This window comes from Geodermatophilus sp. SYSU D00708, assembly GCF_054050115.1.
The window spans coordinates 1-14,287 of the sequence record NZ_JBJGYS010000021.1; the positions used below are offsets into that span (position 1 = coordinate 1).

Sequence of the window (14,287 nt, forward strand, 5' to 3'; positions counted from 1 at the left end):
ACAACAACACCTAACACCCCCCCCCGAGCGCGCCCCCCCGCCCCCCCCCCCCCCCCCCCCCCCCCCCCCCCCCCCCCCCCCCCCCCCCCCCGCCGCTCAGAGCGCCGCAGTCGTCGGGGCCGAGCTGGACGGGGTCCCCGGGGCGCAGCTCGGCGAGCACCATCGCCTGCACCAGCGGGTCGCGCGGCAGGTCGCCGTGGCCGACCCGCGCGTCGGCGCAGACCGACTGCACCGGCAGGTCGACGGCGCCGTCGAGGCGGGCGGAGTCCGGCGGGGTGACCGTCTCGTCCTGCGTGGTCCAGATGGACACCCAGGTCGGTCCCTCCGGTGTCTCGTCCCCGGCGTTGAGCCGGGCGATGAGCGGGCTGCGGGTGGACATCTGCTGGCACCCGACGGGGCACTGGGACGGCGCGATCGAGCCGGCCAGGTCGGCGAGGGTGGTGCCGTGGTGCGGCGAGCCCAGGGTGACCACCCGGCGGGCCACGTCGTCCCCACCGTCGGCGACCCACAGCCGGGCGATGACCCCGCCGGCCGAGTAGCCGACGACGTCGACGCTGTCGGCGCCGGTGCGCTCCAGCGCGGCGTCGACCGCCGCGCCGAGGGACACGGCCGACTCGGTGAGGTCGCCGGTGCCGTCGCCGGGCACGGCCACCACGGTGGCGTCGCGGCCCTCGGCGGTGAGCCGGTCGGCCAGCGGCTGCAGCGACGCGGTCGACCCGCCGTAGCCCGGCACCAGCAGCACCGGCCCGGGCTGCTCCTGGGACACCGGCCCGTCCGTGGCCTCGGAGGTGCGGTCGAGCAGCAGGACGACGCCCGCGGCGAGCACCGCGACCGCGACGAGGGCCAGCACCGCCACGACCAGGCGGCGCCGGGCGGGGGAGAGGCCGGCGAGCACGCTCCCACTGTCCCTGGTCTCGCCGCGATCGTGCGGCACTGGTGGACTGCGGACGTGCTGAGCCGCGAGGAGTACCTGGCCGCGTGGTCGGCGTGGCACGGCGGCACCGACCCCGCGGCGAGCCGGCTGGTCCGCGGCTGGCTGTCGGCGGCCTACGCGGCAGCCCGCCGGCTCGCCGGGCTGCCGCCGGTGGTGGCGACCGCGCTCGGCCTGGCGGTGGCGGTGGCCGCGGTGGTCCCCGCCGCGTCCGGCGGGGCCTGGCTGCTCCTCGCCGGGCCGCTGATCGGGGTCTCGGCCGTCCTGGACTCCCTGGACGGCGCGCTGGCCATCGCCACCGGCCGCGCCTCTCGCCGCGGCTTCGTGCTCGACTCGGCCGTCGACCGGCTCAGCGAGGCCGCCTTCGCCGTGGCGCTGTGGGTGGCCGGGGCGCCCGGCTGGCTGGCCGCGGCGTTCGGCGCGCTGTGCTGGCTGCCCGACTACCTGCGCGCCCGCGCGGGGCAGGCCGGCGTGGCGGAGACCGGCGCGATCTCGGTGTGGGAGCGGCCGTCGCGGGTGGCGATGACCGGTTTCACCCTGGGCGGGGCCGGCGTGGTCGCAGGCTGGGGCCTCGCCGTCCCGGTGGTCACCGCGGGGACGGCGGCCGGCTGCCTGCTCGGGGTGGTGGGCGTCGCGCAGCTGGGGACGGCGCTCCGCCGGGCGCTGGCCGACTGAGCTCCCGCGGACGGCCGGGCTCCCGCGGGCGACCCGGTCGTGCGACACCTAGAGTGACGCCTGCCGTTCACCTGGGCCGACCCACGCCCGGAGACCACTCACCGTCGCACCGAGGGAGCGCTCCGTGCCCGTCGTCGTCACCGGTTCCATCGCCACCGACCACCTGATGACCTTCCCGGGGAAGTTCACCGAGCAGTTCGTCGAGGGCCAGCTGGAGAACGTCTCGCTGTCGTTCCTCGTCGACGACCTGGTGCAGCACCGCGGCGGGGCCGGCGCGAACATGGCCTACGGGCTGGGCCTGCTGGGCGTCGGGCCGGTGCTGGTCGGCGCCGTGGGCAGCGACTTCGCCGACTACGAGGCCTGGCTGTCCCGGCACGGGGTGGACACCGCCAGCGTGCACTGGTCGGAGGTCAAGCACACCGCCCGGTTCGTCTGCACCACCGACGCGGTGAACAACCAGATCGCGTCGTTCTACTCGGGCGCGATGAGCGAGGCGTCGTCGATCGAGCTGGCCCCGGTGGCCGCCCGGGTCGGGACGCCGGACCTCGTCGTCGTCGGCCCCAACGACCCCACGGCGATGGTGCGCCACACGCAGGAGTGCCGGGAGCGGGGCTACCCCTTCGCCGCCGACCCGAGCCAGCAGCTGGCCTGGGCCGACGGCGAGATGATCCGCGAGCTGGTGGACGGCGCCGAGCTGCTGTTCACCAACGAGTACGAATCGGCGCTGCTGCTGCAGAAGACCGGCTGGACCGCCGGGGAGGTGCTGGCCCGGGTCGGCGTGTGGATCACCACCCGCGCCGCCGACGGGGTCCTGGTGCGGCAGGCGGGGGCGGAGCCGATCTCGGTGATCGCCGTCCCCGAGACCAAGCCGGTCGAGCCGACCGGCGGCGGCGACGCGCTGCGCGCCGGGTTCATCGCCGGCCGGATGTGGGGGCTGTCCCTGGAGCGGGCCACCCAGCTGGGCTCGGCGGTGGCGACCGAGGCGGTGGAGGTCATCGGCACCCAGGAGTACGCGCTGCACCGGCAGCGGTTCCTGGAGCGGTTCGCCGACGCCTTCGGGGCCGGGGCCGCCGACGAGGTAGCCGCCCACCTGCCGTGACGTCACGGTCCCGCCGGGCTGCGGGCCCCGCTACAGGCAGGGCAGGGGGATCCACCAGAGCCACATCTGCTCGCAGTGCTGCGGTGCGGCCCCGCCGCTGACCGCAGGCTCTCCCGGAGCGAGCAGCACAGCTGCCGCGGTCACGACTCCTACAACGGTGGCCCGGACCCAGTCCATCGCTTCTCCCCAGGGCTCTTCTCACCCGTCGCGGAACGCGAGCGTTCCGAATGGGATTCGATCCCATCCGGCCGCCGAGGACGATCCTAGGGCCTTTGGTCCCCGGTCGGCGTCGCCACCGGAGCCCGACGGCGCTGCCCGTTCCTCGTCAGTCCTCCCGGAGCTGCTCGCCGATCGAGGGGTCCTCGGCCCAGCGGCGGTAGGAGATCCGCCTGATCTCCTTGACCTCGCCGATCGTCGACCACTCGTTGCCGCCGAGCCGGGCCAGCGGCCGCAGCTCCTCGATCCGCGGCCGCCCGTCGCGCACCGCGCGCCCGGCCACGCTGACCAGCTGCACCCGGCCGAAGACGACGGTGCTGTCGCCCAGCCGCAGCGTCGAGTGCAGCGTGCACTCCACCGCCACCGGGGACTCCGCCACCCGAGGCACCGAGACCCGCTCCCCGGGCTCGAGCCGGACGCCGACCTCCTCGGCCTCGCTCACCCCGTGCGGGAAGTCGGTGCCGGTCGCGTTGACCTGCTCGAACAGCTCCTCCGGGGTGAGGCTGACGGTGAACTCGCCGGTGGCCTCGACGTTGCGCAGCGAGTCCTTGCGGCCGACCGAGGTGAACTGCACGACCGGCGGGTCCACGCACGCGACGGTGTAGAAGGAGTGCGGCGCCAGGTTCACCACGCCCTCGGCCGAGCGGCTGGTCACCCAGGCGATCGGCCGGGGCACCACCACCGAGTTGAGGACGCGGTAGAAGGCGCCGCTGTCCATGGCGGCCGGGTCGAACTGCACGCGGGCATCCGGGCTGGTCACCCGCCCATCCTCGCCTCCGGACCGGGGACGAGCCGGGCGGGGCCGGCTCACCGGTGACGGGGCTGCGTCAGGCCCCGGACGGATCCAGCCCGCGCTCGACCAGCGCCGCACGCAGGAGCCGGACCGCCTTCGGCCCCACGCCGTGCAGGGCCAGCAACTCCTTCTCCCCGTGCCGGGCCACCTCGGACAGACGGTCGATCCCGGCCGCGCGCAGCGCACCGAGCGCCGGGCGGCCGATGGAGGCGGGCAGGTCGTCGTCGGTCATGCCAGCGCAGACCCCGCCCCGCGCGAGATGTCATCGGTCCTGCTCCGCTGGGCGGATCGTCGGTGGCTGCCCCGTGCCGCTCGCCGGTCGGGAGGTCCGGACGCCGGGAGCGACGGCAGGGTGCGGCCGCGCCAGGTGAGCCGCCCCCGGCGGCGGTCGGCCAGCGACGAGGCCATCAGCACGTCGAACAGCACCACCGAGAGCGGGTGGGCCAGGGAGTCCGGCCACACCCGGCTGCCGGTGACCGCCGCGGACACCGCCCGCCCGGCGACGCCGGCCGCGTACCCGACCAGGCCGGCGCGGGAGCCGCGCAGGGCGGCCAGCGCCGGCAGCACGGCGACGGCGGTGAGCCCGGCGGCGGCCGCGGCACTCGCGGCCGGTGACCCGCCGACCGAGGCCCACAGCGACTTGGCGTACCCGGCCCGCAGCGCCGGCCAGCCCGCGTACATGCGGCAGGCGGCCAGCCGGGAGCCGTCCACGGGCACCGCCCGCCCGCCGGCCCGCTTCACCGCGCGGGCCAGCGCGACGTCCTCGATCACCTCGCTGCGGACGGCGCCGTGCCCGCCGGCCCGCTCGTACGCCGTCCGCCGCACGACCAGGAACTGGCCGTTGGCGGCCGCCAGCGACGGGCGCGGCGAGCGCTCGGCCAGCCGGACCGGCAGCGTCGTCATCCACAGCCACGGGCTCAGCGGCTGCACCAGCCGCTCGGCGCCGGTGCCGGTGACCGGCCGCGGCCACGGGGAGACCAGGTCCAGGTCGTGCGCCTCCAGGATGGCGACCGAGCCGGCGACCGCGTCGGGGAAGAGCCGGACGTCGGCGTCGAGGAAGACCAGGACGGCGTCGTCGGTGCCGTCGTCCTCCCCGCCCGCCGCCGCACCGACCGCGCAGGCGTGCGGCTTGCCCAGCCAGCCCGGGGGCGGGTCGGGCGCGGTCACCAGCCGCACGCGGGGATCGCCGACCGCCCGGACCACCGCGGCCGTGCCGTCGGTCGAGCCGTCGTCGACGACGACCACCCGCAGGTCGGTCACCCCCTGCTGGGTCAGCACCGCCGCCAGGCAGCCGCCGACCTGCGCCTCCTCGTCCCGGACCGGCAGGACGACGGTCACCGGGCGGCGCACCGCCGCGGGGGAGGGTGGCGGCCGGCGCAGCAGCACCGCGTTGAGCGCCGCGTGCAGCGCCCCGGCGACCGCCGTCCCCGCGAGCACGCGCACCGGCCGGCCGCTCACCGCGAGCGCGCCCGCCGGGCCTGCACCGCCAGCGCCGCCAGCACCGGGACCGCGAGCACGACGCCCCACGCCGCGGACCCGGGCAGGTCCAGCCAGCCGGCGTGGGCCAGCGCGCCGCCCAGCGTCATCCAGGCCAGGGCCAGCAGCGGTGCGCCGTCGCCGATCCGCGGCGCCGCGTCGGGCACCAGCAGGTCCAGCAGCGTCATCAGCGCCAGCCCGGCCAGCAGCCAGCCGGCCAGGTTGGTCAGCGGCACGGTGTCGATGCCGGGCAGGGACGGCTGCGGGTGCGCCCAGGTCCAGTACCCCGCCTGGACCATCTGCGGGTCGAGCACGACGTCCCAGCCGGCGAACACCGCGGCGGCGAACGCGACCCGGGCCGCGCGGCGCCACGCAGGCCGGACGGCGCGGGTCAGGCGGAGGGCCAGCAGCCGGCTCGGCCAGGCCATCATCAGCCAGGCCAGCGGGACCAGGAACGGGACGCCGAGCAGCGTCGGGCCCAGGTCGTCGCTGTAGGTGTACTCCCCGTACGGGAAGCCGGTGGCCAGGCCGACCGCCTCGAACGCCACGGCGGTCGCCGCGGTGACGCCCAGGACGACGGCGCCGGCGCGCCCGCCCCGGCTCGCCGCGGCGTGGCCGACCGACAGCGCCGCGCCCAGCAGCACGATCGCCCAGCTCACCGTGGTCCGGGCGGAGGCGTCGGTCAGCGGGTAGGCGATGGCGACGAGGACCAGCAGGCCGGCCAGCGCCCACGGCAGGACGGCGGCCGCGCTCCGGGACCGCGGCAGCGCCAGCCCGGTCACCGTCGGCTCCGCAGCCGGCCGGCCGCACGGGCCAGCGCCCGGCGACCGCGGGCGGCGCGGCCGCGGTCGGCGAGGACGACCCGCGCCGCCGTCCGCCCGGAGTTGCCCGACACCCCGCCGCCGGGGTGCGTCGAGGCGCCGGCCAGGTAGAGGCCCGGCAGCCCCGGGACGCGGTGGCCGGCCAGCGCAGGCGTGGGGCGGAACCCGAACATGCTGGCCAGCCCCATCTCCACGTGCATGACGTTGCCACGGAGGAGGGACAGTTCCCGTTCCAGGAGCACCGGCGTCTGGACGTACAGCCGCTGCACCGAGCCGGCGAAGCCGGGGGCGAACCGGTCGACGGCGGCGACCAGCCGGGCCGCCTCGGACTCGGCGAGGACGTCCCAGTCGGCGCCGTCGGCGAGCGCGTACGGGTACCACTGCCCCCAGACGGTGACCACGTGCTGCCCGGGCGGGGCGAGGGTGTCGTCGGTGGCGGAGAAGCACATCGCCAGCGGCACCGGCTCCCGGGGCAGCCGGCCGGCCCGCCAGTCGCCCGCGGCCGCCGCCAGCTGCGCGCGGTCGGTGCACAGCAGCTGCAGCCCGCCGAGCGCCGCGGCGGCGTCCACCCCGGGGTAGGCCGGCGGGGCATCGGTGAGCGCCCGCACCACCAGGCCGAAGCCGTTGCCCAGCGGCGGGTCGGCGTCGGCCAGTGCCGGCGGGGCGTGCTCACCGGCCAGGTCGCGGGTGGCCAGCACGTGGCAGGCGGCGACGACGACCGGGGCGCGCAGCCGCCGTCCCGAGGTCGTCTGCACGCCGGCGGTGCGGCCGTCCTCGACCAGCAGCCGCTGCGCGCCGTCGCCGAGGGTGACCCGCCCGCCGTCGGCCTCCAGCCGCCGGCGCAGCGCCTCGGTGAGCCCGCCGGAGCCGCCGACCGGGTGCCCGGGCGGGACGTCGTGCAGCAGCGTCGCCCAGGCCACCATCGCCGCCGTGCCCGGCTCGCTCACCGGCGGGCCGGACTGCGCGCCGAACCAGGCCAGCGCCGCCTTGAGCCGCTCGCTGGTGAACCAGCGGTCGAGCAGCGCGTCGCCGGAGCCGAGGAAGTCCACGGCGAGGTCGCCCCCGGCAGTGCGCGGCCGGCCGTCGGCGGGCGCGCCCAGCGGCCAGAACGAGCGGACCAGGGCCGCGGGGCTCGGCCGCCGTCCGAAGGAGGCCACGACCGCGCGGCTGCGCGGTGCCCACACGCGCACGAACTCCCGGTAGGCGGCGGCGTCCTCCGGGCCGCAGGCGGCGGCGATCGAGGTGCAGGTGGCGTCGAGGTCGACGGAGAAGACCAGCGGCCGCCCGTCCGGGCCGGGGTCCCCGGGAGCCGGGGCGGGGGCGAAGCCCCAGGGGTCGCAGTCGACGTAGCGCAGTCCGTGCGCGGCCAGGTCGAGCTCCTCGACGATCCCGCTCTGCCGGACGATCACGTGCGCGCTGGAGCCGCGGTCGACCCGGACGCCGGGCCACCGCTCGACCGTCGAGACCGCCCCGCCGAGCACCTCGTCGCGCTCGACGACCTCCACCCGCAGGCCCGCGCGGGCCAGGTAACAGGCGGCGACCAGCCCGTTGTGCCCGGCGCCGACGACGACGGCGTCGACGGTGCTGCCCCCGCCGGGGGTCACCGGGCGTCGGTGCGCGGGGGAGGGGGGCGCAGCGGCAGCCGGGCGCCGAGGATGGCGAAGGGTCGGGAGTCGCCGGGGAAGTGGTGGTTGCGGGCGAGGTCGACGAAGCCGTCGGCGTGGTACAGCCGGAAGGCCTTGGTGTCGCTGTCGGGGGTCGACAGCAGCGCCGCGGGGTGGGGCAGGCCGGCCACGAGGGCGTGCAGCAGCTGCCGGCCCAGCCCGCGGCTCTGGTGGTCGGGGTGGACGTGCAGCTCGCAGACCTCGAAGGCGCCGGGCAGCCACCGCTTCGCCGTCCGCCGGTCCAGCGCCGCGCGGACCTGGTCGTGCCACCACTGGCCGGGCGCGACGAGGTAGCCGTAGCCGAACCCGACCAGCTGCTCGCCCTCCGGGGTCGCGACGAAGGCGCCGACGGCCCGGAACCCGGCCCGCTCGGTGTGCTGGATGGCGTAGCCGTACCGGCCGGCCACGACCGACTGCGCGTACCCCATCGCCGCGCCGTAGATGGCCAGGGCCTCGTGCATGTGGTCGCGCAGCCAGCCGGCGGGCAGCTCGGCGACCCGCGTCGCGGGGGTCGTACCCGTCACGGCGACACCACCTCCACAGGAGCGAGGGGACCGTTGCCGACCTCGGCCGGGCTGCCCCCGGTCAGCCGCAGCAGCTCCTCGTACGTGGTCGGGAAGACCGCGTGCGGGTGGCCGGCGGCGGCCCACACCCGCTCGTAGCGGGCCAGCTCGACGTCGACCAGCGTGCCGATCGGCTCGGGGTGCCCGACCGGCGCCACCCCGCCGATGGGCTGGCCGGTGTGCCGGCGGACGAAGTCGGGGGAGCCCGGGCGCACCCGGGGGACGCCGAGCAGCGCGGCGACCCGCCCGACGTCGACGCGGTGCGCGCCGCTGGTCAGGACCAGCAGGGGGGCGTCGTCGACGTCGAACACCAGGCTGTTGGCGATCGCCCCGACGGGGACGCCGAGCTGCGCGGCGGCGGCCGCGGCGGTGCGGGCGCTGTCGGGGAGCTCGCGGACCTCCCCGTCCGCGCCGGCCTCGGCCAGCAGGCGGGCGATCGCAGCCACCCGCGGGTGCTCGGGCCGGCTCATGCGCTGATCCTCCCATCGGCTCCGGTCGCCCGCTGGACCTCCGGCCGCGCCGGCTCCCCGGTCCCGCGCGCCCCGCTTGACGATGTCGGTGCGGTCGGGTCTACTCGACGTCGTTCGAACACGCGTTCGAACAGCGGTCGACCTCCCACCGCGCCCGGGTCTTCCCCACCCGGTGCGGTGGCGGGGTCGGCCGGTCGGTGCAGAGCGGTGGGGAGTCTGTCATGAGCCGGGTGCTGGGTGGGGTCGGCGGTCGGGTCGGCGAAGAGGTGCAGGTCGAGCGGGGGGCGCTCGGTCCGGCACAGTTCTGGCGGGGCCAGTCGCGGTACGTCGTGGGCGAGCTGCTCGACTCGTGGGTGGAGACCGCACCGTGGTGGCAGCGAGGCCCCGAGACGACCGGTGGTGCCTCCACCGAGCTGGTCGCCACGCGCGAGGTGTGGCGGGTGGAGGCGGTCCGGGCCGGGCGGTCGCGGATGAGCTTCGCCGGCGTCTTCGACCTCAGCTGGGAGTCGACGGCCAACCGGTGGTCCCTCGTGCGGGTGCACGACTGATGGGCGCGGTCCGCGTCATGGCCGATCAGCTGCCCCTGCCCCCGCCGCTGCCGCCGGCGGCCGGCCAGCTGCTCGACCAGGCGTCCCGGGCACTGGCCGAGGCCGCGGCGAGCACCGACGCCCGGCAGCGCTACGCCACGGCGCACCTCGGTGCGCTGCGGGCCGCCGCGGCGGTGCTGGCCGCCCGCACGCGGCCGGAGTCCGGGCGCCGGCGGCCGCGCAGCGCCTGGGTGCTGCTCAGCCAGGTCGCCCCGGAGCTGGGGGAGTGGGCCACCTTCTTCGCCGCCGGCGCGGCCAAGCGGGCGGCCGCCGAGGCCGGGCTCTCCCACGCGGTCACCGAGCGCGAGGCCGACGACCTGGTCCGCGACGTCCGGGCCTTCCTCACCGTGGTCGAGAGCTGCCTGGGCAGCGACCCGGCCCCCGAGCCGCCCCGGCGCGCCCGCCCGCGGGTGGTCGGCGGCACCGAGCACCGGAACCGGACGTGAGCGCGCTCGCGAGCTCACGCGGGGAGGCGGCACCCCCGGTTCCGCGACCGGTGAGCGCCGGCGAGCCGGGAGCGTGAACGCCGACCCCTTCGTCCACCTCCACGTCGCCTCGGGCTACTCCATGCAGTACGGGGCCAACCACCCGGCCGACCTGGTGAACCGGGCCGCCGAGCACGGCATGCGGGCCCTGGCGCTGACCGACCGCGACGGGCTCTACGGCGCGGTGAAGTTCGCCCTCGCCTGCCGGGCAGCCGACATCCGGCCACTGTTCGGGGTGGACCTCGCCGTCGTCCCCACGGTGGACAGCACGGTGCCGCCGGCCCTGGCGCCGGTGCTGGGCGACGGGCACTCCGCGGAGCGGACCCGCGCGCGCCGGCCGGACGCGCCGGACGGCGCTCCCGGTCGCCCCGGCTCGGGCCGCCGGGTGCCGGCCCGGGGCGGGGCCGTCGTCGACCCGCGGCTGCCCCGGGTCACCTTCCTCGCCCGGGACGGCGCCGGCTGGCGGTCGCTGTGCCGGCTCACCAGCGCCACCCACCTGCGCGGCACCCGGGGGGAGCCGGTGAGCTCGCTGGCGCTGGCCGCCGAGCACGCGCCGGGGCTGGTCGCCCTCCTGGGGCCGGACTCCCCGGTGGGCCGGGCGCTGGCCGCGGGCCGGGCCGATGTCGCCTCCGCCCGGCTGGCCGCCTGGCGCGCGGTCTTCGGCCCCGGCTCCCTGGTGCTCGAGGTGGTCCACCACCGCGGGCAGGGCGACCGCGCCCGGGCCGGGGCGATGCTGCGCTTCGCCGCCGCGGAGGGCGTGCCGGTGGTGCTGACCAACGCCGTCCGCTACGTCGACGCCCTCGACGCCCCCACCGCCGACGTCCTCGACGCCGCGCGCCGGCTGGTCCCGCTGGACACCCGGCACGTCGACCGGCGCACCGCCGAGGGGTACCTGAAGTCGGGCAAGGAGATGGCCGAGGTCGCCGAGGACGTCGTCGGGCCCGACCGCGACGCGGTGCTGCGGCTGCTGGAGCGCACCGCCCGGCTGGCCGAGCAGTGCGCCGTCGACGTGCGGGCCGACCTCGGCATCGGCACGGTGCGCTACCCCGAGCTGGACGTGGTCACCACCCCGGCCGAGCAGGGGATGAGCCCGTCGCAGGTGCTGCGCGCCCGCTGCGAGGCCGGCCTGGGCCGGCGCGGGATGGCGCTCACCGAGCGGGTGCGGGTCCGCCTGGAGGAGGAGCTGGAGGTCATCGACTCCCTCGGCTACCCCTCCTACTTCCTCACCGTCGCCGACGTGGTCGACCTGATCAGGGGCCTGCGGGTGCGGGCGGCGGCGCGCGGGTCGGGTGCGGGGAGCCTGGTCACCTACCTGCTGGGCATCTCCGACGTGGACCCGATCCGCTACGGCCTGCTGATGGAGCGCTTCCTCTCCCCGCTGCGCCACCAGCTGCCCGACGTGGACATCGACGTGGAGTCCGCGCGCCGGATGGAGGTCTACGACGCGGTGATCGAGCGCTTCGGCGCCCACCGGGTCAGCTGCATCTCGATGATGGACACCTACCGGGTGCGGCACGCCATCCGCGACGTCGGCGCCGCCCTCGGGCTGCCCCCGGCCGAGATCGACGCGGTGGCCAAGGCCTTCCCGCACATCCGGGCCAACCAGGTGCACGCCGCGCTCAAGGACCTCCCGGAGCTGCGGGCCAGCCGGTTCGGGTCGCGACGGGCCGGCGGCACCGGCGACCTGGACCTGCTGTTCGACCTGGTCGCCCGCCTCGACGGGCTGCCCCGGCACATCGCGCTGCACCCGTGCGGCGTGCTGCTCTCCGACGCAACGCTGCTCGACCGCACCCCCGTCGAGAACAGCTTCCTGGGCTACCCGATGAGCCAGTTCGACAAGGACGACGTCGAGGAACTCGGGCTGCTCAAGCTGGACCTGCTCGGCATCCGGATGCAGTCGGCGATCGCCCACGCCCTCGACGAGGTGGCCCGGGTCGACGGCGTGACCGTCGACATCGACGCCGTTCCGCGGGACGACCCGACGACGTTCGAGCTGATCCGCAGCACCCGCACGCTCGGCATGTTCCAGATCGAGTCGCCGGGGCAGCGGGAGCTGGTCGGCAAGTTCGGGCCCGAGACGTTCGAGGACATCATCATCGACATCTCGCTGTTCCGGCCCGGGCCGGTGAAGAGCGACATGGTCACCCCGTTCCTCCTGGCCCGGAACGGCTGGCGGGAGACGGTCTACCCGCACCCCGACCTGGAGTTCGCACTCGAGCAGACCGCCGGGGTGGTGGTCTTCCACGAGCAGGTGCTGCAGATCGTGTCCCGGATGACCGGCTGCACCCTGGCCGAGGCCGACGAGGTGCGCCGCGCGCTGGGGGAGCGGGACGCCCATCCCGAGGTGCGCACCTGGTTCGTCCCCCGCGCGCTGGCCTCGGGCTACCCGCCCGAGGTGGCCGAGCAGGTCTGGGAGGTGCTGGTCGCCTTCGGCTCGTTCGGTTTCTGCAAGGCCCACGCGGCGGCGTTCGCGCTGCCCACCTACCAGTCGGCGTGGCTCAAGGCGCACCACCCGGCGGCCTTCCTCGCCGGGGTGCTCACCCACGACCCCGGCATGTACCCCAAGCGGCTGATCCTCGACGACGCCCGCAACTTCGGCGTCCGGGTGCTCGGGCTGGACGTCAACGCCTCCGGCGCGACCTACCGGGTGGAGCGGCTCGACGGGGACGCCGACGCCGAGCCGTCCTGGCGGCGGCCGGAGTGGATGCCCGCGTCGATGGCCGACCCGTCGCGCTACGGCATCCGGCTGTCGCTGGGCGACGTCAAGGGCATCGCCGAGGAGGAGGTGGCCCGCGTCGTCGCGGGGCAGCCCTACCGGTCGCTGACCGACTTCTGGCACCGGGCGTCGGTGTCCCGGCCGGTGGTCGAGCGGCTGGTGCTGGCCGGCGGTTTCGACTCCCTCTACGGCTTCGGGGTGCGTGACCGCGAGGCCGGCCGCCCGACCCGCAGCCGCCGGCAGGTCACCCGGCGCGACCTGCTGCTGCAGATCGGCGAGCTGGACCGGTGGAGCCGCAGCGGCGCGCGGGCGAGCTCGAACGGGCAGCTCAGCCTCGACCTCATGGGGCTGGAGCTCCCCGGCGAGGAGGCCGGCACCGGGGAGGCGGGGGTCGAGGAGCCCGGGCTGGGCTGGGCCGAGGGCAGCGGGCTGCCCGAGTTCACCGACGCCGAGCTGGTGCGGGCCGAGCTGGAGGTGCTCGGCCTGGACGCCAGCCGGCACGTCGTCGACTTCTACCGGCCGTTCCTCGCCGCGATCGGCGCGGTGCCGGCCGGCGAGCTGCTCGGCTGCCGCAGCGGCGCGGAGGTGCTCGTCGCCGGGGTCAAGGTGGCGACCCAGACGCCGCCGATCCGCTCCGGCCGCCGGGTGGTCTTCGTGACCCTCGACGACGGCACCGGCTGCACCGACTCCACCTTCTTCGAGGACGCGCAGGGGCCCTACGCCGCCACGGTCTTCCACTCCTGGCTGCTGGTGATCCGCGGGGTGCTGCGGCGCACCGGCCCGCGGGGCGTGTCGCTGCGGGCCACCGGCGCGTGGGAGCTGCCCGCGCTGCACGAGGCCTGGGAGACCGGCGGCACGGCCGCGGTGGCCGAGCACATGGCCGCGCCGGGGGAGTACACCGAGGCGGCCATCGCGGGGGCCGCGGCCTCGCACGGCTCCCGGCCGGTGGTGGTCAAGCCGGTGCTGGTCCACCCGACGGGGTTCCGGATGTCGCCCTACGCCGACATCAAGCCCGCCGGGGACGACGCCGCGACCGCCGCCCGCCGTGCCGCGGCGGCACCGCGCAAGCTGTGGCACTCCAGCCCCGGCAGCTCCGGTCACTGAGAAGGGACCACCCTTTCTCCCACGCCTCGCACGCTCAGGCGGAGGGCCCCTGGAGGGTGGCCGAGAGCGGCCGATGAGTTCCGGGCGGCCGCGGCGTCTACCTGTCGACGGACCGCACCGATCCAGGAGGACCCCGATGCCGAAGCAGATCCCGTGCCTGTGGTTCGACGGCCACGCCGAGCAGGCCGCCCAGCTCTACACCTCGGTCTTCCCGAACAGCTCGATCGGCGAGGTGACCCGCTACGGCCCGGACATGCCGCCGCCGATGAAGGAGGGCGACGTCCTCACCGTGAACTTCACCCTCGACGGCCAGGAGTACACGGCGCTCAACGGCGGGCCGCAGTTCCCCTTCACCGAGGCCATCTCCTTCCAGATCATGTGCGCCGACCAGGAGGAGGCCGACCACTACTGGGACCGGCTGACCGCCGACGGCGGCGAGGAGAGCCAGTGCGGCTGGCTCAAGGACAGGTTCGGCGTCTCCTGGCAGGTCGTCCCCGTCGAGCTGACCACCCTGCTCAGCGACCCCGACCCCGGCCGGGCGCAGCGCGCCACCCAGGCCATGCTGCAGATGCGCCGCATCGACATCGCCGAGATCAGGCGGGCCGCGGACGGCGTCCCCGCCTGAGGGCGCCGGGGGAGGGCGGCCCCCGCGCGCCGCTGTGACCTGCCGCGCCCGCCACTAGGCTG

General features: G+C 76.7%; 14 protein-coding genes. 6 read left to right on the plus strand and 8 right to left on the minus strand.

Annotated elements, in window-relative coordinates:
* Positions 1–10 precede the first annotated feature (10 nt).
* Positions 11–895 carry an esterase/lipase family protein gene (locus ACI79D_RS17200; RefSeq protein WP_456919666.1) on the minus strand — a complete coding sequence of 295 codons (885 nt, stop codon included), beginning with the start codon at positions 893–895 and terminating at the stop codon, positions 11–13.
* A 54-nt stretch (positions 896–949) separates the two neighbouring features.
* Between ACI79D_RS17200 and ACI79D_RS17205 the strand changes: the two genes are divergently transcribed.
* Both ACI79D_RS17205 and ACI79D_RS17210 read left to right on the plus strand, forming a co-directional pair.
* Positions 950–1,606 (plus strand): CDP-alcohol phosphatidyltransferase family protein, encoded by a 657-nt coding sequence (locus tag ACI79D_RS17205; protein ID WP_456919667.1) that lies wholly within the window; start codon positions 950–952, stop codon positions 1,604–1,606.
* 124 nt (positions 1,607–1,730) lie between these two features.
* Positions 1,731–2,705, plus strand: coding sequence for a carbohydrate kinase family protein (locus ACI79D_RS17210; protein ID WP_456919668.1), 975 nt, complete (start codon positions 1,731–1,733; stop codon positions 2,703–2,705).
* A 325-nt stretch (positions 2,706–3,030) separates the two neighbouring features.
* Here the strand turns inward: ACI79D_RS17210 and ACI79D_RS17215 are convergent, their stop codons facing one another.
* The 7 genes from ACI79D_RS17215 to ACI79D_RS17245 all read right to left on the minus strand — a co-directional run bounded on the left by ACI79D_RS17215 (position 3,031) and on the right by ACI79D_RS17245 (position 8,708).
* Positions 3,031–3,681: a flavin reductase family protein gene (locus ACI79D_RS17215; RefSeq protein WP_456919669.1), complete on the minus strand. Its 651-nt coding sequence runs from the start codon at positions 3,679–3,681 to the stop codon at positions 3,031–3,033.
* A gap of 67 nt (positions 3,682–3,748) precedes the next feature.
* Positions 3,749–3,946, minus strand: coding sequence for a DNA-binding protein (locus ACI79D_RS17220; protein WP_456919670.1), 198 nt, complete (start codon positions 3,944–3,946; stop codon positions 3,749–3,751).
* Positions 3,943–5,172: a glycosyltransferase gene (locus tag ACI79D_RS17225; protein WP_456919671.1), complete on the minus strand. Its 1,230-nt coding sequence runs from the start codon at positions 5,170–5,172 to the stop codon at positions 3,943–3,945. The genes ACI79D_RS17220 and ACI79D_RS17225 overlap by 4 nt, the downstream gene beginning before the upstream one ends.
* On the minus strand, positions 5,169–5,972 hold the full coding sequence (locus tag ACI79D_RS17230) for a carotenoid biosynthesis protein (RefSeq protein WP_456919672.1): 804 nt from the start codon (positions 5,970–5,972) through the stop codon (positions 5,169–5,171). The genes ACI79D_RS17225 and ACI79D_RS17230 overlap by 4 nt, the downstream gene beginning before the upstream one ends.
* Positions 5,969–7,615, minus strand: coding sequence for a phytoene desaturase family protein (locus tag ACI79D_RS17235; RefSeq protein WP_456919673.1), 1,647 nt, complete (start codon positions 7,613–7,615; stop codon positions 5,969–5,971). The genes ACI79D_RS17230 and ACI79D_RS17235 overlap by 4 nt, the downstream gene beginning before the upstream one ends.
* Positions 7,612–8,199, minus strand: a complete 588-nt coding sequence (locus ACI79D_RS17240) for a GNAT family N-acetyltransferase (protein WP_456919674.1) — start codon at positions 8,197–8,199, stop codon at positions 7,612–7,614. Before ACI79D_RS17240 ends, ACI79D_RS17235 begins: the two co-directional genes overlap by 4 nt.
* Positions 8,196–8,708, minus strand: a complete 513-nt coding sequence (locus ACI79D_RS17245; RefSeq protein WP_456919675.1) for a YbaK/EbsC family protein — start codon at positions 8,706–8,708, stop codon at positions 8,196–8,198. Before ACI79D_RS17245 ends, ACI79D_RS17240 begins: the two co-directional genes overlap by 4 nt.
* A gap of 221 nt (positions 8,709–8,929) precedes the next feature.
* Here ACI79D_RS17245 and ACI79D_RS17250 point away from each other — a divergent pair, with 221 nt between their 5' ends.
* From ACI79D_RS17250 to ACI79D_RS17265, 4 genes are all read left to right on the plus strand, one after another.
* Positions 8,930–9,256: a DUF6504 family protein gene (locus tag ACI79D_RS17250; protein ID WP_456919676.1), complete on the plus strand. Its 327-nt coding sequence runs from the start codon at positions 8,930–8,932 to the stop codon at positions 9,254–9,256.
* Complete coding sequence (locus tag ACI79D_RS17255) at positions 9,256–9,741, plus strand: SAV_6107 family HEPN domain-containing protein (protein WP_456919677.1); 486 nt, start codon at positions 9,256–9,258, stop codon at positions 9,739–9,741. Before ACI79D_RS17250 ends, ACI79D_RS17255 begins: the two co-directional genes overlap by 1 nt.
* Positions 9,742–9,814: 73 nt before the next feature.
* Positions 9,815–13,600, plus strand: coding sequence for a DNA polymerase III subunit alpha (locus ACI79D_RS17260; protein WP_456919678.1), 3,786 nt, complete (start codon positions 9,815–9,817; stop codon positions 13,598–13,600).
* A gap of 136 nt (positions 13,601–13,736) precedes the next feature.
* Complete coding sequence (locus ACI79D_RS17265; RefSeq protein WP_456919679.1) at positions 13,737–14,225, plus strand: VOC family protein; 489 nt, start codon at positions 13,737–13,739, stop codon at positions 14,223–14,225.
* Positions 14,226–14,287 lie beyond the last annotated feature (62 nt).